Source organism: Telmatocola sphagniphila (assembly GCF_018398935.1).
Taxonomy (GTDB): Bacteria; Planctomycetota; Planctomycetia; order Gemmatales; family Gemmataceae; genus Telmatocola; species Telmatocola sphagniphila.
On record NZ_CP074694.1, the window covers coordinates 2,876,203 to 2,896,977 of the forward strand.

Annotated in this window: 13 protein-coding genes; 8 read left to right on the forward strand and 5 right to left on the reverse strand. The window is 54.5% G+C overall.

The features are described from left to right. Window positions 1-10 precede the first annotated feature (10 nt). From KIH39_RS11375 to KIH39_RS11385, 3 genes are all read right to left on the reverse strand, one after another. Entirely contained in the window at window positions 11-1,837 is a 1,827-nt protein-coding gene (locus KIH39_RS11375) for a hypothetical protein (RefSeq protein WP_213499498.1), read from the reverse strand. Between the two features lie 101 nt (window positions 1,838-1,938). Next, a complete protein-coding gene (pilM, locus tag KIH39_RS26810) occupies window positions 1,939-4,506 on the reverse strand; it encodes a type IV pilus assembly protein PilM (RefSeq protein WP_213499500.1) in 2,568 nt (855 codons plus the stop codon). A gap of 433 nt (window positions 4,507-4,939) precedes the next feature. Next, window positions 4,940-6,427, reverse strand: a complete 1,488-nt coding sequence (locus KIH39_RS11385; protein ID WP_213499502.1) for a type I 3-dehydroquinate dehydratase — start codon at window positions 6,425-6,427, stop codon at window positions 4,940-4,942. Window positions 6,428-6,735: 308 nt separating this feature from the next. Here KIH39_RS11385 and KIH39_RS11390 point away from each other — a divergent pair, with 308 nt between their 5' ends. Beyond that, window positions 6,736-7,080 (forward strand): hypothetical protein, encoded by a 345-nt coding sequence (locus KIH39_RS11390; protein WP_213499504.1) that lies wholly within the window; start codon window positions 6,736-6,738, stop codon window positions 7,078-7,080. A 77-nt stretch (window positions 7,081-7,157) separates the two neighbouring features. Here the strand turns inward: KIH39_RS11390 and KIH39_RS11395 are convergent, their stop codons facing one another. Together KIH39_RS11395 and KIH39_RS11400 are read right to left on the reverse strand one after the other, a co-directional pair. Beyond that, entirely contained in the window at window positions 7,158-8,588 is a 1,431-nt protein-coding gene (locus tag KIH39_RS11395) for a sigma-54-dependent transcriptional regulator (protein WP_213499506.1), read from the reverse strand. Continuing rightward, window positions 8,569-10,218 carry a sensor histidine kinase gene (locus KIH39_RS11400; RefSeq protein WP_213499509.1) on the reverse strand — a complete coding sequence of 550 codons (1,650 nt, stop codon included), beginning with the start codon at window positions 10,216-10,218 and terminating at the stop codon, window positions 8,569-8,571. The genes KIH39_RS11395 and KIH39_RS11400 overlap by 20 nt, the downstream gene beginning before the upstream one ends. A 332-nt stretch (window positions 10,219-10,550) precedes the next feature. On the opposite strand from KIH39_RS11400, the gene KIH39_RS11405 reads away from it, so the two are divergent. The 7 genes from KIH39_RS11405 (at window position 10,551) to KIH39_RS11435 (ending at window position 20,775) form a co-directional block, all read left to right on the forward strand. Then, window positions 10,551-11,405 carry a peptidylprolyl isomerase gene (locus KIH39_RS11405; protein WP_213499511.1) on the forward strand — a complete coding sequence of 285 codons (855 nt, stop codon included), beginning with the start codon at window positions 10,551-10,553 and terminating at the stop codon, window positions 11,403-11,405. A 2-nt stretch (window positions 11,406-11,407) separates the two neighbouring features. After that, window positions 11,408-13,159, forward strand: a complete 1,752-nt coding sequence (gene dnaX, locus KIH39_RS11410; protein WP_213499513.1) for a DNA polymerase III subunit gamma/tau — start codon at window positions 11,408-11,410, stop codon at window positions 13,157-13,159. A gap of 2 nt (window positions 13,160-13,161) precedes the next feature. After that, window positions 13,162-13,503 carry a YbaB/EbfC family nucleoid-associated protein gene (locus KIH39_RS11415; RefSeq protein ID WP_213499515.1) on the forward strand — a complete coding sequence of 114 codons (342 nt, stop codon included), beginning with the start codon at window positions 13,162-13,164 and terminating at the stop codon, window positions 13,501-13,503. Window positions 13,504-13,534: 31 nt separating this feature from the next. Further along, the gene (recR, locus tag KIH39_RS11420; protein WP_213499517.1) at window positions 13,535-14,143 is read left to right on the forward strand and encodes a recombination mediator RecR; all 609 of its coding nucleotides are present in this window, start codon (window positions 13,535-13,537) and stop codon (window positions 14,141-14,143) included. Window positions 14,144-14,646: 503 nt separating this feature from the next. Beyond that, the gene (gene rpoN, locus KIH39_RS11425) at window positions 14,647-16,113 is read left to right on the forward strand and encodes an RNA polymerase factor sigma-54 (protein ID WP_246539657.1); all 1,467 of its coding nucleotides are present in this window, start codon (window positions 14,647-14,649) and stop codon (window positions 16,111-16,113) included. 21 nt (window positions 16,114-16,134) lie between these two features. Further along, window positions 16,135-17,685, forward strand: coding sequence for an acyl-CoA carboxylase subunit beta (locus KIH39_RS11430; RefSeq protein WP_213499519.1), 1,551 nt, complete (start codon window positions 16,135-16,137; stop codon window positions 17,683-17,685). A gap of 144 nt (window positions 17,686-17,829) precedes the next feature. After that, window positions 17,830-20,775 carry a YCF48-related protein gene (locus KIH39_RS11435; protein WP_213499521.1) on the forward strand — a complete coding sequence of 982 codons (2,946 nt, stop codon included), beginning with the start codon at window positions 17,830-17,832 and terminating at the stop codon, window positions 20,773-20,775.

Here is a 20,775-nt window from a genome sequence, read left to right on the forward strand (position 1 = left end):
GTCTAATTACCTATTTCTTATCGGTTGCGGATGCAGCGGCCGGCTGCTCCCCACCCGAAGGTGCAAATTTTTCGTAGAGCGATGCAACGCCATACAAGGTGAACTCGACGAGGTTGTTGGTCGTTTGATCGGACGGAGGATTATTTGTGGAATCAAAATTACCACCCGGAATACCTCCCCCCGGGAAAATACTGCCCGACCCCTTGTTACCTCTGGGACCGGGAGGGCCACCCGCACTCCCCAGACCACCGGGCCCGGGGCTGCCGATGGGTCCTGCAGGCCCGCCCGGACCGCCGGGACCGCGTGGGCCAGATCCAGGGCCGGGACCTTGCGGAATTCCCACACCTTTGCCCCCGCGTCCTCCCGATCCGCTGCTCCCGAGTTCCCCAGCGGGACCGGAATTCAATCCTGTGTTTCCTGAACTTACCCCCGACTCAGAGTTGGAAGAAACCAATGCCGAGAGATCTCGCGATCGCTTGAAATGGTTTTGCGTAATCTGAAATCGCAGCTTCGTATTGGCGAAGGCCACCATCAAATCCTGAATGTAGGGCTGCTCGCAAATGACGACAATTCCCAGCGGCATACGGCGAACCTGAGGCGTCACGTCGATGTACCGTTTGCGAATCAAACCGCAAGCTGAAACAGCACCACCGGCGGCATCCGCCCCGGAAGAACCGAAGCCTCCGGCTTTGGAGCCGGGGCCACCCATTTCACCCGGCGTTCCGCCCGAGGTCGTCGAACTTCCGGTACCATCGGCCGCCGCGGCGTTGGCATCGGTAACTGCCTTTTCGCTGATAGGTGCCATCTTCAATCCAAGTGCCTGCTGGCGGTTGGACCGATAACCCATTTCGATGCGGTCGATCCGCTTCACGGGAATCGTCTTGATATCGAAGACTTGTTCCACTCGAGCTAACTCTTCCAGTCGACGACCGTTAGGAATTTTGTGAGACGGAATCGACTTGACCTCGACTGTATCGCCGGCGTGAATCTGTTCACCTTCGACGATGAACGGAAAGGGCTCGACGCGCGGATCGGAGTCCAGCCATACATTCAGAATCATCTGGTTGTTTTCGCCCAGGCTCAGTAAACGATTCGTCACATTCTTGATCTTGCCCTTCATGATGCGATCGCGGCGATCTTCCGAATCCACAATTTGAAGGTCGAGTTCCCAGAGCGGGCTGACGAATTTACGATTGAATTTATTTTCCGGCTTCGGATCGATGGTTTTGAATCGTCCGTTGCTCTTGTTGACCTCGTCAATCGTCGCGATGACCAGGGATTGAACCCAAAGATCTTCCATGGCCAGCCACATATCTTCGCTGCCGGGGGGATAGGGAAATCGCTTGAGGGTCTTCACCACCGAGTCGGGACTGCCCAGAAAATGCATCGGTTCGACCTGCTTCGCCAGATCCTTCAACACGTTGGGATAGTGTTCCTTGAACTGGTCTTTCAGCGTATCGAGATCGGGAATTTCCGTTTTGGTCAATTCGGTGCCGAACTTCAGGCTTTCCAGCTTTTCACGATGGTGCTGCTGAAGAGTTTCCGGCCATTTGTAGATGTCTTTCTGAGCATCCCAGGCGATCTTCCACATGGTATCCAGGCTGCCGAAAATCGTCTTGTTCTGCTCTTCGAGTTTACCCAGCTTGGACTGGGGCTGAACCTTGGTACCATCGATTTCCTTTTTGGCATCCTGGTTTTTCTTGGCAACGGTTTCCGTTGCATCCGCCACGCCAAATACCACGCCGTAGAGGCAGATGAAGAACAGAATAAGCACCACTCCGGTCAAGATCCAGAAATGATGTTTTTTCAGAACTTCGACATCGATCTTGTTGGCCATTTTTCACTCCAACCGAAAAGCCGCTTGCGGCGGTGTACGATTTAGCTATTCGAGATCGGCCCGGTTGAAAATCCAATCGAGCCTGACAGTGATTATTTCAACTATTTGCCGCCACGGCCTGGCCCCGGTCCACCTGCTGGTGCTGCGGGAACGCTTTCCGTGATGTCGGAGGCCGGGGTAATGAGTTTGTCCGAAGGTGTCGGTTCTTTCCAAACGAACACCACCACGAATTCGTAGCGCGGCTTGATGACTTTTCGAATGGGATTGCCGTTGTTATCGAACTGAGGCTGCTGCTGTACCGCAGCGCTTTCGGTATCCGCATCCTTGGAGGCGTAAGTACCGCTTCCGCCCCCTCCCCCACTGCCCATTTTGCCGCCGGAGCCTGCCAGGCTTCCAGGACCCATGGTCATGGAACCCGGGCCGGGACCGGGGCTGCCGAAACCCGATTTTCTACCGCCACCTCCCGGGGAGCCCGGACCAGCAAGTTCACCCGGACCGCTTGAGGCCCCTCCCATCGAACCCCCCGCGCTGACCAGCGGAACCCAAGGTTCGGCGGACGAAGCAGAAGCGGAGCCTACTCCTTCGCCGCTGGGAGGACTTCCTCCCGAGCTCTGGGAACTGTCGCTGGCCGATTCCGAACCCGCGGCCGGTAAAATTTCCTCGATCAGGCTGCTGCCGATCCGACGATACTGCCCCGGATCGGGCATTTTGTCCGTCCAATAGTTGTAGAGAAACACGTGGCTGATATTGCCCAGGATCGGTTCGATTTCCCGGGTAGTGGTGTTCGGATCCGACTCCCGCTTCTGTGAGGCTCGGAGGAGATTCTGAATCACTGCACGTCGCAGGAATTCTCGGGTGGGAACCAGCGGCGTGTTATAGAACGTCGTGCCCCGAATCTCTACCAGCCAACCTTCTCCCGTTGGCTTTTCCTTCCAGGCATCCTTGTTGAAATACTTGATCGCGAGATCGGCGCCGTCGAAGTTATAGGGGAATTCCTTGCTGCTTCGGCCGGTGTAGATATTCAGGTAATTTTCCAGATTATCGTAAGCCCCCTTGAGATTGGTTGTGAAGCGGGTGTTAATCGCTTCCACATCCACCGCAGCCAGATATTCGCGATAAGCTTCATCGATTGAGGCGGTCGGCTGGAGGCCATTGCGAAGCCGATCCACATAGCGTTTGGAGGCTTCGAGCCCCAGCTGATTCTGCCACAGGACGACCTGATTCTGATCGTTCAGATTGCCATTTTCTCCGGGAACCGGAAGGATATTATCAATGAACTGGTACATGCGTATCCAGTTCTTGCGTTCGTCCTGTCCCGAAATAACCGATTGCACCTTTTTCGTCGTGGCTTCGACGTCACTGATCTTCGAAGCGATTTCTTTGTTGATTTTATCGGCGCGAGTTTTTGCATTTTTCCCTTCATCGATCGCCGATTGAATGATTGTGGCTTGAGCCTGGTTGTAAGGCATCGAATAGCCGATCGCCAGAACGCCCGTGCCCATCATGAACATGGCGGCCGCGGCCACCGCCCAGGGTTTCTTGGCTCGGATCAGACGTTCTTTGTGAATTTCCGGCGGTAAAAGGTTTGTAGTCAATCGGGACTGCCCCAACCCCTGGGTCGCCAGACCATAAGCGACGGGGAAGCTCAGCATATTTTCGATGAAAGCGGGTGCATTCAGAACCGAATCGCCCGTCATTCGATCGAACTTGCTCGGCTTTCGCACATCCAGATTCAGCTTCTCGGCCAGATACTTCTGCATGCCGGGAAGTTTGAAACCGCTGCCGATACCCACCATGTAAGAAACGGTGGCATCACGGTGCGTGTTGGTAAAGTAGCCCAGCGATCGCTGCACTTCCCCGACGAAATCGGTAAGGACTGGACGCAGAGCTTTCAAGATATTGGGAAGATCGGGCGATTTCGCCGCGTTCCGCTTCACATGCTCGGCCTTCGCGAAGGTCAGTTTCATTTCCTTCGTCAGAGCGCGGGTGAAGTGGTTGCCACCCAGCGGAATAGGTCGCTGCCAGATGATCTTGTCCGCATCGGTGATGATCAGATTGGAGTTATCGGTACCCAGATCGAGGGCCACCACGCACTTCTTTTTGCCCCGTTCGTCTTTCGATGCTCCGTCGGGCATGAGATCATAGGTGACGTAGTTGCACAGGGCCAACGGCGACATCTGAATCAGATGCACTTCGATCCCAGCGCTCTGGAAGTGCGACAGGAACCGGGAGATCATATCCCGTTTCATAGCAAACAGGCCGATTTCCGTTTCGACAAAGCCGTCGGAAATCTGCCCCTGGCCAATGCGCTGGAAGTCCCACACCACTTCTTCGAGCGGGAAGGGAATCTGTTGCTTGGCCTCAAACTTTACGATGTCGTCGATCTTTTTCTCTTCGACCGGCGGCAATTTCACGAAACGGGCCAGACCCGATTGGCCGGGAACGCCCATCGCCACCTTGTCCCCTTTTATGGGATTCCGGGACAGGAATTTCTCCAGTGCTTCCTTGGTCAATTCGTCTGGATTGGCATCGGGCTGGCTGAGAATTTTTGGATGTTCGATATAGTCGAATGCAGTGGCAGTTGGTTTACCGTCGATTATTTCCAACCGAATGGCTTTGAGGGCGCATTGTCCTACGTCAATGCCCCAAACGCCGGAAGTGACTGCCATAGGGATTTCTCCGATAGACTATAAGCCGGATATGGGAACAGAATTACGACGGAAGCGGTGGTCGAACCAGCCATCGCCGTCGCTAGAATGTCCCTAATACGTTACACCGTATCACGGTACTAAGTATCCTGTCAATTAACTAAACAAAGTGAAGAGGGGAATCGTTGGCGCGATTGGAGCGAATCGGTGGATGGAGAGGGTTCTTCAAGTCTCCGGTTTTTGCAGATCATTTCTGTTCCCCGCTCGAACGTCCTAACCGAAACAACCGCTCCAATCCCATTCCCTCGAAAAACAGTTGAAACCCGAGCCTGGAGCTTTGCCGTTAAACCCTTGCAAAACCAAATCTTAGAGCGAGCTTTGCCCTGAATTCCGCTATGGTCTTAGCTCTAGTTACTCAGGCAAAAAAATGACTTGAGACCCATCCCGAGTTCGCTTACTCTTCCACCGAAACCCATTGATTCCATTTTTCCTTCAACGGCGTTGTTGATATTTCCAGGCCGGTCACTCGCGAGACCACGAGACGGACTTTTTCGACCAGCAAATCTCCCGTAGTAAGGGTCTTGCAGCCGCGCAACTCGGCTTCTCGCAAAAATTTGCTGCCGCGCAGCCCCGCTTGCAAATCGACTACGACCATCCCCTGCCGAAGATAACCCGGATGAAGAATCAACTCTTGAGAATCATCTCCTTCCTCGGGTTGCGGCTCGCCCGCCACAATGAGGCCATCGTGAAAGGTTTGATAAATCGCTTCCCACAGAATGAATCGAGCCCCCAACGCCACAGCGAGTCGAGGACCATTCTGGCGATCCTTGCTCGCAAGGATCATCAGAGCCCCTTGCTCTTTGAGCCGGGCTACCACCATTCGACCGGGGGCCGTATCGCCCGCCACCACAATTGTTTTATCCTTGAGCGGTTGAGGGTTTTCCGGCTCCTTGGCCTGAAAGACCTCCAGAAAAAGTTTGGCGGTGACTTCCCCCAGGAGATTGCTACCGCGCCAGCCCTGGTCGCCTGGGCTCATCCAGTCGGCGGCCTGCACCGGTGCACGAGCCTGTTCGTCTAAAAAAGCGGCCTCGTGGACGTTTTCGATGAAATCATCTTCGACCGCAACCCCTTGCAGTTTCACAGCTTCGATGATCTTGCGAAAAAGCTTCCAGTTACCGACTTGCAACGGCCAGCAGCGTGTGGGGGCCGGAGTTTCGGAGAACCCGGCATTCAGCAGCCCGCAAAGAATTTGATCCTTTTCGCTCATCCCCGTAACGCCGATCAGTTTTGTCGATTTGGAAATTGCACGGTACGCGTAGAGATTCTCCAGATCGCTGATGGTCGGTTGGCCCGGGTAGGCTTCCATACCTTTTTCGAGCGCCGCCAGGGTCCAGGGAGCACCAATCTTACGGTCCAGAATAGCCAGCATCAGACCGGGCCGGCCTAAACCCACAACTACGGTCGGAATCGTCGACTTGGCCAGCAATTGGACCAATGGCCAGGCTTCTTCCGGAGTTCTCGCTTTGCAGGTGAGCTTGAGGACATCCGGTTTTTTGGTCTTCATTTCCTCGCAGATGTCAGCGATATCCGCGGGAGTTTCTTTCAAATTGGTGTAGGAGATGACTCTTTGGCAGCCGGGATAAGGCCGAATCTGATCGGCCGCATCCACTTCAATTTCCACATAATCGGCTTTGCATAACACGGCCTGCCGCAGCAGAATCAGGCGTTCCTCTTCACTTCCCGACCACTGCCCGCCATCCTGCTTGCGACGACAGCTGAACAATAAGGGTTTACGCTTTGCGGAAATCAGTTCCTCGAAGATCGGCGCGTTCTCCAGTGCATCCAGGCGAATCTCGAGCAAATCGGCACCAATCATCGAGGCATTGAGCATATCAGCCAGCAGGAGCCGACGTGACTCCTGGGCGATGGTGATGCAGATCATATTCGTCTCGCAAAGAATCCGGAAAAAGCGAAAGGGGATTATAGTGATGCAGCTGAAGCCCAAAAACAACAGAAATGTCTGCTCAGGAATGCAAAATCGAAAGGATTTATCCGGTCTTAGTTCGATCGATTCGGCCGCAGTCGCTCTGGGTTTTCGACCGATTCCGAAAGTAGTGTACACAAAATCATATTTTTTCTGATTTTAAATAAATTTTTATTGATAATTCCGCATTATGAGATTTTCATAGATTCAGATCGTTTATTTCAAGCGGTCGTAACCCTCAATCTACCCTCAAAGGGAGGTCGTTTATGATTCACCGTCGCCTGGTAGCCCTGGTCTGCGGTCTGGCTCTGCTGTCGTTTACGGGTGTGGTTTCCAGTCAGGAGAAGGAAGCCAAGAAAGACAAAACCAGCAAGGAAGAAACCTCTACGAAGGCCCGCGGGCAGTTGCCTCAAAATTGGGCCAAGCTGGGGCTTTCCGACGAACAAAAACAAAAGGTTTACAAGACGCAATCCAAGTACCGGGATCAGATCGACGAACTCCAAGCGAAAATCAAAAAGATTCGCGATGAGGAACACAAGGATTTGATGACGATTCTGACCGAAGAACAGAAGAAACGTTTGATTGAGATCAAAACGGGTGAGAAGAAGTAGCCAACTTGCTTCGGGGAAAAGAAAAAGGAGCGGCGATGGAATCGCGCTCCTTGTAATAGACGGCGGAAGTAGCTCGATCAACCCGCCGTCTTGCGCTGCTCTTCCCAGCGATTGAGCTTGTTGTACAGCGTTTTGAGGCTGATCCCCAACTCGGCCGCGGTAGCCGGTTTGTTCCGGTTGTTCTTTTCCAAAACCCGCAGAATATGCTCCATTTCGATGTCGTGGAGCGTGCGAGTGTTGGCTGCTCCCGGCATCTGGAGAATCATCGGCGAATTTTGATCGGCGAGCGGTTGAGCAAACGGAATCTTGGAACGCTTCAGGCGAACGTTCGCGGGCAGGTGCCCTACCCCGATCTCCTGGCCACCGGCCACGATATAAGCGTATTCCATGGCGTTTGCCAATTCACGAACGTTTCCGGGCCATTCGTAATCGAGCATGGCATCGATAGTTTCCGGCTTCAGCAGATTCGCAACCTGCTCCGGTGTACGCTTCGCCGATCGAGCTAGCAGATGCTTTGCCAGTTGCGGCAGATCTTCCCGCCGTTCGCGGAGCGGCGGCAGTTGAATCTCGAAGGTATTCAAACGGTACATCAAGTCTTCGCGAAACTCATCGGCCTGAATCATCTTGTGCAGGTCGCGATTGGTCGCACAGATCACCCGCACATTGCAGCGGATCGATTCTGTATCCCCCAGCCGTCGCACTTCGCCCGACTCGAGGAACCTCAGCAATTTCACCTGAATGTTCTTGTTTAATTCGCCCAATTCGTCGAGGAACAGGGTGCCGCCGTTGGCAACTTCGAAGAGTCCCTTGTGATCGCGATCGGCTCCCGTGAAAGCCCCTTTGCGATGCCCGAACAGTTCACTTTCGACCAGCGTCGGCGACAAAGCACCGCAGTTCACCGGTACGAAGGGCATGTCGGCCCGTCGGCTCTTCTGATAGATCGTGCGGGCGACCACATCCTTGCCAGAACCGGTTTCCCCGGTGATCAGAACGGTGGAATCGGTCGGAGCGACGGTTTCGATAACTCGATGGACCACATCCATTGTCGGCGAGTGGCCGATGAGGCCCGTGGATCCTTCCGCAGCCTGAACCCGCGTTTGCAAAGCCAGGTTTTTGTTCTTGAGCTTGCGACGCTCCAGGATGCGGATCAGAATTCCTTCGATTTCCACAATCCGGCAGGGTTTGGTAATGTAATCGAAAGCCCCCAGTCGCAAAGCTTCGACGGCGGTTTCCTTGGAAGCGTAACCGGTCATGATGACCGCTTCGGTATCCGGGGAGACCTGCTTCAGTTTTTCGAGAACATCAATACCCGTCATATCCGGCATCCGCAGATCGAGGATCGCGGCGTCGAAAGTAGCGGTTTTCAAAGCCTGTAACGCGGTCGTGCCATCTTGACAGACCGTAACCTGATGGCCGAGCCGAGGCATCTCCAGTCGCATGAACTCCTGGAGAGAACTCTCGTCGTCGACAAAGAGGATTCGAAGGCTATTATGCGGCTGCGTTGCCAAGACCATCCTCCATCCATAGAGAGCCGTTGTTCCGTTTCGTGCCCTTCATATACAGGTCGGCATCCATGCCGCCGTCATTGGTCGTTGCCGAATCGACAGTCTGCACTGCTTTCAACGGCAACCGCACCCGGAACGTGCTACCCTGATTCACCCCAGCACTGGTGGCTTGAATTTCGCCGCCGTGTGCATTCACGATCTGGTGGCTGATGAACAGTCCCAGACCGGTTCCCTTGCCCGTTTTCGAACGCGTGAAGAACGGTTCGAAAATGTTCTCTAACACATCGGGCTTCATACCGCAACCGGTATCCGTGAAGGTCATTTCCGCAAAGGTAGCCTCGGCCTGCAGGGTGATATTCAGAATCCCCCCTTCGTCCATGCTGTCCAGTGCGTTGACAACCAGATTCAGAACCACCGATTTCACATCCTGTCCGTTCACCTGGGCGATCACCCGGGCGTAGGGTTGGAAGACAATACGTTTGCCTCGACAATTTTGCAAGTGCTGTGCGATCTCGAGGACATTCTGGATCAATTCGGCCAGATCGGCCGCTTCCCGCCGGCGTTCGCCCACCCGGCTGAACTCCAGCAGACGACTCGTAATCTCTTTGCAGCGAAAGGCTTCCTGCTGAATCATCTTCAGATACTTGGTGACAACTTCGGTATCCTGGGGATACTGCTTCGTATAGTCCGTCAGGCGACTTTGGAGCGATTCCGCACAGAATGCAATGCTGGCCAGCGGATTATTAATCTCGTGCGAGACCCCGGCAGCCAGAAATCCGACGCTGATCAGCCGTTCCGAACGCACTAACTGCCGGCTGCGATCCTCGATCTGTTTTTCGAGATACTGATAGGTATTATCCAGCCGATGGGTCATGTTGTTGAAGGCGGCGGCCAGGTCTTCCAACTCATCGCCGGAATGAACTACAATGGGATGCTTGAAGTCGCCGTCAGTCACCCGTTTGACGCCCTGTTCCAATTCCTGTACGGGCTTGACGACCCAACGGAGGCAGAGCATGACCAGAGCGATTACCAGGGCGATGGCCGCCAGTGAGGCGAAACCGATGGCCCATAGGCTTCGAGTGTAGAGTGCTCGCGATTCTTCGATACGCTGCACCATGTCCACATAGCACTGCTGCCGCATGTCGTTCACCAGGACGCGCAACTCGTTGAAAGTGCTGCGTGTGGAACTATCGGCGGAAAGCGATCGCACCTCATCGTTGACGCCGCCGCGCTGGTAAAAACTGGAAACGCATTCGCGAAATAGTACGAGTCGCTTGGCAAAATCTTCGGCGAGCCGAACATTCGTGTAATTGTCGAATTCCCGGCCGCGACTCACCGCATCCTTGAAAACGGTACGGGCCTGTTCGAAGAGTTTCTTGACGACTTCGATCTGATTAAAGATGGTAGTCTGGTCGGCGCTAGCGGTAGCACCTTCTTTCGGGAGCAACGCATCGACTTCCGGATAAAGATCATTTACCCGTTGAAGCTCGGCGAGCTTGCTCTGAAACATCTTCATGGAGTGCGAATAGGTCGTGAGCGACTGCAGCGACGAAGCCAGCAGGAGACCCAGACTCCCCAAGACGAGTACGAGACCGAAAACCAGTTTGGAACTTAGACGCCAACGGCGGGCCACACCGAACCTCCTTGTCCGGTCAGGCTTAATCGGCAGACAACACCCCCATGGTGCTGCCGCTCCTTCACAAAATGCACCCTACCAGAAAACAAGTTACAATGGGATAGCAACTTTTACCTAACGGATAGAAATTTTTACCAGAGCCCGACGCGGTTTGGAAAGATGGGAAATCGAACGGGTAAAATGGAGCATTCCGCGCTCGTCGCGACTCAAGAATCCCAGTCAAAAATTCAAACGATCCTCTTCCGGGTAAACGGGAGTAAGTTACTTGACCATCCGCTCTTCTCCGGCTATTCCACGGACTCGCGCCTTCGCTATCCGGAGATTTCGACATGACGGCTTCATTCAAAATCGCGCTTGTTAGTCCAATCGTTTTAGGTCTGGCGTTCGGCCTCGGTTGCAATAATTCTGAGCCGATAATCGGGGAGTCGCGTTCTTCTATTCCCGAACCTAAATCGGAGGCCAATGCCCCGGCCGAAACGAAAACGTCCGATCCGATGAATGCCTCCTTCGCGGAAGCCACGGTCACCGACGAAATCCCTGATGGGCAGGAACAACCGCCGGACGTACTCCTCAATGGCAAGCCGACCGCAGTCCTGCGTCTTCAGGTGGAGAAGATCTGGAAGAGCATCGCACTGACCGATTCATCGGGCAAACCCTTACCGCTTAAGGCCACCGTGCGAACTGAAGCGGGAGAATTCGTCATCGAACTGAATCCCGCGCTGGCTCCGAACCACGTGCGAAATTTTCTGGCGCTGGCCAAAATCGGCTATTTTGAGGGGTTGCAGTTCGAGCGTACAATTCATCAGGTATCGGATGAAGATGCGAAGATTCGGCTCGATATGGTGAAATTCGGCTGCCCGGTGGGCACCGGGGAGCGCGGTCGGGGGCATATCGGATATTTCATTCGTCCCGAGTTCAGCGAAACTGTAAAACATGAAGTAGGTACGGTAGGCTTCTGGCACGACGAAGATCCAGGCACGGCGGGATGTCGGCTGTATATCACTTTGAACCCGGCCCCGGCTCTGGATGGCGAATTCACCATTATCGGCAAGGTAACCCGGGGCTTGGACATCGTCAGCAGTATCGCCAACCGGCCGGTGATCAACATGGAAAACTATCCGGAAAAGGAAATTCCCCGGAACCCGATCAAAATTCAGCAGGTGACATTCACCGCTGACAGGTAAAGATGGCGAAAAAGAAGTCTGAAGCTGCACTTGAGAAGACGCCGCCCGCTGCGGAGGCTACCCCCAACTACACAGTGGTTGCCCGGCGGTATCGCCCCAAACAATTCAGCTCCCTCATCGGCCAGGAATCGGTGGGCCAGGCGCTGGCCAATGCGATCAAGACCAATCGGGTCGCGCACGCTTATCTGTTTACGGGAGCACGCGGCGTCGGCAAAACTTCCGCGGCCCGCATCCTGGCCAAGTGCCTCAACTGTGAAAAAGGCCCTACTCCTACCCCCTGCGATGAATGCGATATCTGTCGGTCCATCAGTTCCGGGGAAGATATCGACGTGCTGGAAATCGACGGGGCCAGTAATCGCGGCATCGATGAAATCCGAGCGATTCGGCAGAATGTGCAGACCCGCCCCAGCCGAGGCCGCTTCAAAATCTACATCATCGATGAAATCCACATGCTTTCCGTACAGGCCTTCAATGCGCTATTGAAGACACTGGAAGAACCGCCGGCTCATGTGAAATTCATCTTCGCGACCACCGAAGTTCAAAAGATCCCGATTACCATTCTGTCTCGCTGCCAGCGCTTCGATTTCGGCATTATCACCACGGCCAAAATCGCCGCCTGCCTCACCGAAGTCGTGAAGGCGGAGGGAATGCAGGCCGAACCGGAAGCGATCCAGTTCATCGCCCGTCGGGCCGCGGGTTCGATGCGCGATGCCCAGTCGCTACTCGATCAACTCCTCTCGTACGCCCAGAGCAAGACCCTCACCGCACAACAAGTCTACGATCTCTTGGGTACGGCAGGCGAAGAGCGAATTTTGCCGCTGGTGGAAGCGATTTTCAGCAAAGACCCGACTGCGGCCTTGAAAACGCTCTCGACATTCACCGAAGAGGGGACGCTTCTAACGGAACTTCTCGATCAGCTCATCGAATTCTGGCGGCAGATGATGATCGTCAACTGCGGCGGATTGGAAGCGGTGGGGGATTTTCTGCCGGATCGCACACGCGAGATGCTTTCCCGACATGCCAAAGCATCGCCCATCGATGCGATATTAGCCGGTTTGGACGTCCTGACTTCCGCCAAGGCCAAGCTTCGAAACACCAACTATCCCCAGTTGACTCTGGAGATGGCTCTGGTTCGCCTCTGCCGACTCGAGGAACTAATTTCGGTGGGACAGCTGACGCAGATGCTGCAATCCGGGGAAGTTGCCCCGCGCCCCGCGACTGCCCCTTCCACTCCTGCTCTCCCCGCCGATAAAAAAAAAACTCTGAGTGAGAGTGTCTCTTTTCAGCTCGGCGAGCCAAGCAAGAATGGTTCGGGGGGACTGAGTGTGGAGCAAGCCTGGAATCTCCTGCTCAACAATTTACCGATGCTGATGGCCAATATGAACAAGGCCCAGCGGAAAATCTCTCCCGCCGCGCATCGCATCGATCTCATCTTTCCGCTCACGTCTCTCTCGAATTACGATTACTGTAACTCTCCGAACTCGTTGGAACGAGTCGAGAGAGAACTCCAAACCCATACGGGCGAGAAATGGTCGATTCGCGTCGAATTAGAAGCCGGGGCGCGAGTTGAGATGCCGACCGGCAACGGACCGGGGGGCACGCCGTCCCGTCAGGCTCGCGAGGAACGTTTAAAAACCATTCCCCTCACCAATAGAATAATAGAAAAGCTGAATGCGCGGGTGCTACAGATGGATCAAGGCTTTGGCGAAGAATTGACGCCAGCTCCTCCCGAGGTACCCGTCGAGGAGATTTAACCATGTTCGGACAACTCGGCCAGATGGCTGGCATGATGAAAAATCTTCCCAAGCTGCAAAAGCAGATGGAAGAATATCAGCAGCGAATCAACAGCCTGACCGCCGAAGGCAATGCCGGCGCGGGAATGGTGACCGTCAAAGTGAACGGCAAGATGGAAGTCCTCAGCTGCCGGATCACCGACGAAGCCCTGAAGCTGAACGACCGCGAAATGCTGGAAGACCTGATCGTGGCGGCCACGAACCAGGCGATGAGCAAGGTGCGTCAAGTCCTGGCCGAGGAGATGTCCAAGATGACATCCGGTCTGGGCCTGCCGCCGGGCATGAATATTCCCGGCTTGAGTTAGCATACCTGTAAAACGGAATTGAAAGTGATCCATGTCATTGCGTGAAGTTCCCAGCGGGGCGATCGGCTTACTGATTCAGGAGCTCAGCCGTTTACCGGGAATCGGGCCGAAATCGGCCGAGCGAATCGCCCATCATCTATTGAATGGAGATCGCAATCAGGCTCTAGCCCTCGCTGGAGCCCTGCGCTCGGCTGTGGAGACCGTGCGGGCCTGTTCGATCTGCCACAATTGGACTGAGGACGAAGTCTGTTCGATCTGCCGGGATTCTCGCCGGGACGCGAGTCTGCTCTGCGTCGTGGAAACCCCGAAAGATCTGGCGAGCTTCGAAAGAGCCGCCACATTCCGAGGTCGATACCATGTCCTGGGCGGCAAGCTGGCTCCGCTCGATGATGTGGGACCCGACGAACTGGAAATCAATTCTCTGATCAATCGGGTGCGTGGAGGCGGCGTTCGCGAGTTGATTCTGGCGACCAGTCCCACCTTGGAAGGGGACGGTACTGCCCTTTTTATCGCCAACATGCTTGCGATGACTGAGGTGCGAATTACACGACTGGCTCGCGGCATCCCCTCCGGCTCTTCTCTCGACTACGTCAATTCGCAGATGCTGACCGACGCTCTCGAAGGTCGCCGAAGCATTTAATCCTTCATGTTGAGAAATGCGACTCCCCTCATTGCCCGCGGTGAATTCGGATTAATCGTTTCCGGGCGAAGAGTGATCTATACTAGTTTCGCCACCGCGTTACGGCCCCGCTACGGGTTGCCCAATCTGGCTGCGAGGACTGATGGAACTTCTACATTCTTCCTGGTAGGAGTTTCAGAGAAGTTCCTTTTTTAATAATTTGGTAGTCGAAACCGTGAAAATATATTTTTTTTCAGGCAAGGACCGCCCGTAATCCCGGTATAATAGGCAAATAGTAACTCGTGCGCTTTTCCCGGCGAAACTGATAGTTTTTGTAATCCGGTCGATTCAAAAAGTCGCCTCTAGCTCGTATTAGCTTATAAAAAATCCTTTTCAAAGTCGCACAAACTTCAATTTGGCATAAATTTTGCTTGCAAAGTCTGAAGCCTTCAGTTATACTCACTCGGGATGACGCATAACGGGGAAGCCGTACCTTTTGGGAGAATGGCACCGCAATGATGAGAATGGATTTAAATTTAGGGCAAAAGCAACATCAGGTTCTCAAGCTTTCGCCACGCATGATCCATTCCATGGAAGTGCTTCAACTTCCAGTTGCAGCACTGATGGAACGCGTGGATAAAGAACTCCAGGAGAATCCGTTTCTGGAAGCCCGCGAGCATTTGGGACATGAAAAAACCCCGGTCACCGACGGCCAGGTCGAAAAATTTAATCCGGATGCCCCGCTCGCTCACGATGCGGATAATCAGCTCGATTTCAATCGACTCGAATCTCTCGACCGCCAGTTGGGGGGACTCCTCGATGAGGAGAATCGCCCTTCCCGGGCCGCCCGCCAGGAAATGAGCGACAAGAAACTGGAGGCAATGAACAACATGCCCGACCGGCCCCCCTCGTTGCAGGATCATCTGACCGAACAACTCGGTTTTCTAAACCTCTCGGCGGACGCTCGAGACCGGGTCGAATATTTGATTTACAACCTGGACAAAGACGGTCGCCTCGCTGCCAATCTGGAGGAACTCGCCTTCTCATTTGGGAAAGAGACTCAGCCCGATCAGTGGGAAGAAGCGCTGGAAGTTCTTCAGACCCTCGAACCGGCCGGAGTCGGCGCCCGCGATCTGAAAGAGTGCCTTTTTCTCCAGATCGATGAAAATACCCCGCACGGCGATATTCTGCGCGTCCTGATTCGCAGTCACCTGGAAGATATTCAGCACAATCGCTACCCGATCATCCAGAAGCAGACCGGCTACGACATCGACACCATTCAGGAAGCCGTGAAAGTTCTGAAAACGTTGAATCCTCGCCCCGCGGCGGAGTTTGAGGTCTCTTCGAATCACTTCGTGTCGCCCGACATTCTGGTCACACGGGATGAAGACGGCGATTACGAAATCAAGCTGACCGACGACCGCATTCCGAAGATCTACATCAATCGGAAGTACATGGAGATGTACAAAAACGGCACCGGCACGGAAAAAGAAAAGGAATACATGCGGAAAAATCTGCAATCCGCTTCCTTGCTACTGAGCTCCATCGAACAGCGACGTACGACCCTGGAAAAAGTGGCCCGGGCGATCATCAACCACCAGAAAGCTTTCCTCGATAAAGGTTCGGAATATATCGAGCCTTTGAAAATGCAGCAGATTGCCGACCAGGTGAAGGTACACGTTACTACCATTAGCCGTGCGGTTGACGATAAGTGGATCCAGACACCTCGAGGCGTCTTCCCGCTCAAACGTTTTTTTGGCGGCGGCACGAAAAACGAGATTACCGGCGAAGAAGTGGCCTACGAAAAAATCAAGCAGGAACTTGAGGCCATTATCGATAGCGAAGACAAGAGCAAACCCTATTCCGACGAAGATATCGTGGAAACGATGAACTCGCGCGGCTACCCGGTCGCCCGCCGTACCGTTACTAAATATCGGAAGCAACTGAACATTCCCTCGTCGCGCGAACGTAAAGAGTGGAAGAATAAATAGCCGCCCTAAAGGTTCTCTCGAATGACCGACCTCGGCGAACAGGAAAATGTAATTCGTCTGGGCGGGGGCAATTCCGCAATCGCCCGTCAACACGAAAAAAACCGGTTGACTGCCCGCGAACGGGTCGGTCATCTGATCGATCCCGGCACTCATTTCCTGGAACTAGGTCTGTGGGCCGGCTGGGGAATGTACTCCGAATGGGGCGGTTGCCCTTCCGGGGGCGTAGTCACAGGTATCGGATCGATTCAAAACCGCCCCGTACTCATCATCGCCAACGACGCTACGGTCAAAGCCGGAGCGTTTTTTCCCATCACGGCCAAGAAAGTACTTCGAGCCCAGAGGATCGCCCGCGACAATCGACTTCCCCTGGCGTATCTGGTCGATTCCGCTGGAGTTTTTCTACCGCTCCAGGATGAAGTATTTCCCGATGAGGACGATTTCGGTCGCATCTTCCGGAACAATGCCGTTCTCTCCGCGGAGGGTATCCCTCAATATGCCGCCATCATGGGCAACTGCGTGGCCGGCGGCGGCTACCTGCCTGTCTTGTGCGATCAACTTCTGATGACCGAGGGTAGCGGCCTCTACCTCGCGGGCCCCGCACTGGTCAAAGCGGCTATTGGCCAGACCGTCGATCACGAACAACTCGGCGGTGCGGCCATGCACGCCTCCATCAGCGGTACCATCGATTATCGTGAACCCAACGACGAAGCCTGCCTGCAACGACTTCGAAAATTGATCGAGCACCTGCCTGCCGATTCGCGTCAACTCGCTTCGCAAGATGCGGCCGACGATGGCTTTGAGAAATTTACGGGGAACGAGGAATACGATATTCGCGATTTCCTGAGCTTATTGCTCGATACCGATTCCTTCGACGAATACAAATCCGAATATGGCCAGTCGATCGTGTGCGGCTACGGCAAACTCGGTGGGAAGTCGGTCGGAATCGTAGCCAATCAACGAAAGCGCATCAAACCCGCGACAGGAGCTTTGCAATTCGGCGGCGTCATCTACGTAGATAGTTCCGAGAAGGCCGCGCGGTTCATTATGGACTGCAATCAAACTCGGACACCCATTCTGTTCCTCCAGAACGTCAACGGATTCATGGTGGGTAAGGATTCCGAACAGGCGGGCATCATCCGCGCTGGGGCCAAACTGGTGAATGTGATCTCCAACAGTATCGTCCCGAAGATCACCTTGATCACCGGAGGCTCTTTTGGGGCTGGGAATTATGCTCTTTGTGGGAAAGCGTTCGATCCCCGCTTCATTTTCGCCTGGCCTCAGGCCCGCTATGCCGTCATGGGCGGCGATCAGGCTTCGGCGACTTTGTTGGATATCACGATTGCTGCCTTGAAACGGGGCGGACATACTCCCGATGTCGAAGAACTCACTGCTTTGAAGAATAAGGTGAAAGCCTCTTACGAGGAGAAAACCGATATCCGCTATGCCGCGGCCCGACTCTGGGTCGATCGCATCACTTTCCCCAAAGATACCCGGAAAGATCTCATCTCCGCACTGAACCTCGCGAATCTCCCGGTTACCGGCAGTTTCAAAACTGGCGTACTGCAGGTTTGACGTCCCGGTTTCGGACAAGCAGAAATTGCGTTTCCAAATAAAATTCCAAATTTCTCTCAAGTTCGTCGAACTGCTATAGCGGCCGATTTTGCTTCCGAGTATTACCCCGATTTGAAAAGAATTTTCTCTCGGGGATGGTCGAGTATGCTTTCGATCCGCAACCGGTTTTTCGGTCCCATTCTGATAATCCTGGTACTTTGTGCAAAGTCCGAAGCCGCAACCGATGCCACGGAGAAGACTCTTCGCGCCCTCCAGTTCGTGGATGTTCTGGAAGGCTGGGCGGTTGGCGACGACGGGGTGATTCTTCACAGCGTTGATGGAGGGATTCACTGGGAGCACCAGAAATCGGGCACCACGGCCTCCCTGCGGTCACTCCACTTCATCGACCCGACCACCGGTTGGGCCGTCGGCAGTCTGGAAAAACCGACCCGTTCGATCGGCGTGCTGCTGTTCACTCAGGACAGCGGCCGTACCTGGAAGATTCAAAGTCACGACAACCTGCCCGGCTTGAACTTCATTCGTTTCTGGGCCGATGGAACTGGCGTGGCGGCCGGACAGAACACCCTCTGGTGTCCCAGCGGCCTGCACGCAACTCGGGACAACGGCAAGACCTGGATCTCCCTTCCCGGGAGCGGTTCCAGCCCCGTCATTGCCGCCGATTTCAAAGATGCAAAAAACGGCATTCTGCTCCGCGCGGATGGGCAAATCGATTCTCTACGCGAAGGACAACTCCTCCCCGCCGAATACGATCCCCTGAAAGGCAAAAGAGCCCAGGCGGTAAAATTGATCGATCGCCAGGCGTTTGCCGTGGGGGAAGGCGACCTGATATTGCGGAGCTCCGATTCCGGAGGCTTACGCTGGGGTTATCTCACGAATCCCACTCTGAAAAAAGCTTCGCCCGATGTCGATTGGAGATCGTTAGCGCAATCGGGCAACCACCTCTGGGTGGCCGGTTCCCCCGGTTCCATCGTTCTTCATAGTCCGGATCTCGGCAAAAACTGGGAAGTGCAGCGATTGCAGCTTTCTACGCCGCTGCGTGCCCTCCATTTTTTCGATGAGAACTTCGGCTGGGCCGTGGGTGAGTTCGGTTGCATTCACAAGACCGTCGATGGGGGAAAAACCTGGAAGGCGATGACACCGCGAAAACGCCCCGCCGTGTTGATCCATTCCGAAAGTGACGAGGGCATCCGCTACGAACTGGTGACTCAGTTTGCCAAGGTCGAAGGGTACCGCACTGCAATCCTGCGGAAAACTACCGCTCAAAAAGCGTCTTGCGAATGGGAAGCGTGGAACTACGCCGGCGGACATGGCTGGGAAAACCGCACGACACCGCTGACGGAACGCGAGGCCGTATTGGCTTTGCGCACCTGGCAGCCCGACGTAACGATTCAGCAGGACGCTTCCGAATCTTTAAATCCCGCCGATGGGATCTGGAAAGATGCCTATGAGAAAGCCTTCGATCCAACGGCCTATCCGGAACAACTGGACCTACTCAACTTGAAGCCCTGGGCTCCGTGGCGGCATTTCCATCGGGAGACCGGTTCCAAAGTATTTGCTCTGGATCCGCACTGTCAGGAATTCTCGGAACGCCTGCAAGGTTCGGCCTGGGAGTACGTTGAAGAAGCCTATTCCGCTGCCAATCAGCAACGCCCTCTGGAGGGGAGTTGCAAGCTCCAGATGCAGTGGAGCCGCGGCGAAAATCCTTCCCCACGCGATTTGCTAGACGGCCTTCCCCATCATGCCGAAACTCGCATGAATCTGGAAAACCTGGTGACCTCCGAAAAAACAGTATTGTCCAAACAACTCTTTCGGGAACGGCAAATCATCCAAACGGTTGCCTCCCAGACCAATTCCTTCGCCAATCCCGATTCGCTGGTAGTGCAGGTCAAACCACTCCTGAGTAAGATGCCCGCCGGACTGGCCGCCCGCAGTTGTTTCAATCTCGGCCATCAGATGGCTTCTCAAGGACAATGGCCGCAGGCTAAGGAAATATTTCAAATTGTTCTGCGCGATTACCCCGAGGATCCCCTGGCGCTGGAAGCGCTTCGCTGGATGATCCAGTACCACAGCAGCAGCGAATGCCGACGCCGGGTGGAAATCCAAAATCACATGATTCAGGAACAGATCAAAGCCGAAACGCTGGTCGCGAGCCAGGATACCAACCGGTTCGTGCAGCAGAGGGATGTCAGCCTGATTCGACGAGCCGAGGACAATCGTAACTGGCACATGCCTGCCCTGGAGCTGATGAAAAAATTCCCCACTCTCAATTCGAGTACCCAGACCGATCCCAGTCTGGAAATTTGCCTCGCGGCCGCCCAGAGAAATCTCGGGGAAATTGACCAGGCTACGAAGTACATGCAGAAATTGGTCAGCGAACTGCCTAAGGGACGAAGCGAGCTTCGAGCTCTCAAAGGGGTCGATCCCTGGAAAGACATCCTTCTGAGCGAACTCTGGCTGATGAATCGCGCCGATGGTCTGGGGAATCCCAAATTGGTCGGCGTTGCCCGGCGGGCGGCCGCTCGACCCAAGCTGGATGGGATTTTCGACGATGAGTGCTGGAAGGACGTTGTGCCGTTAAAACTCAAGCCGGTTCAAGCTCAAGGCATCAGCAGCGGTTGCGCCACGCTCCGCGTTCGCTTCGATAGCGATTTCCTTTATCTTGCCATGGAATGCCCTCACGACGAAGGGAAGCCGATCCCCAAATTGTCGCGCCGGACGCGGGACATGAATCTGCAGGGACAGGATCGCGTCGCTCTTTTCTTCGATCTCGACCGCGATTATCAAACGTTTTTCCGGTTCGAATTCGACGCCCGGGGAGCCGTTCGAGACGATTGCTGGGGAGACAGTACTTGGAATCCCAAATGGTTTGTGGCAATGAATTCTGATGAATCCCATTGGCGGGCTGAAATCGCGATTCCTTTGGTAGAGTTAACCAACGATTCGTCACTGCCTGGAAAAATCTGGGCATTTAACGTGATTCGAACCAAGAAATCGGGAGAGAAAGAAGCCTGGAGTCTGCGGAACGGGAAAGAGCCGGAACTGGTCGATCTGGGACTCCTGCAGTTTCTGGAACAGCCCCAGCCAAAATAA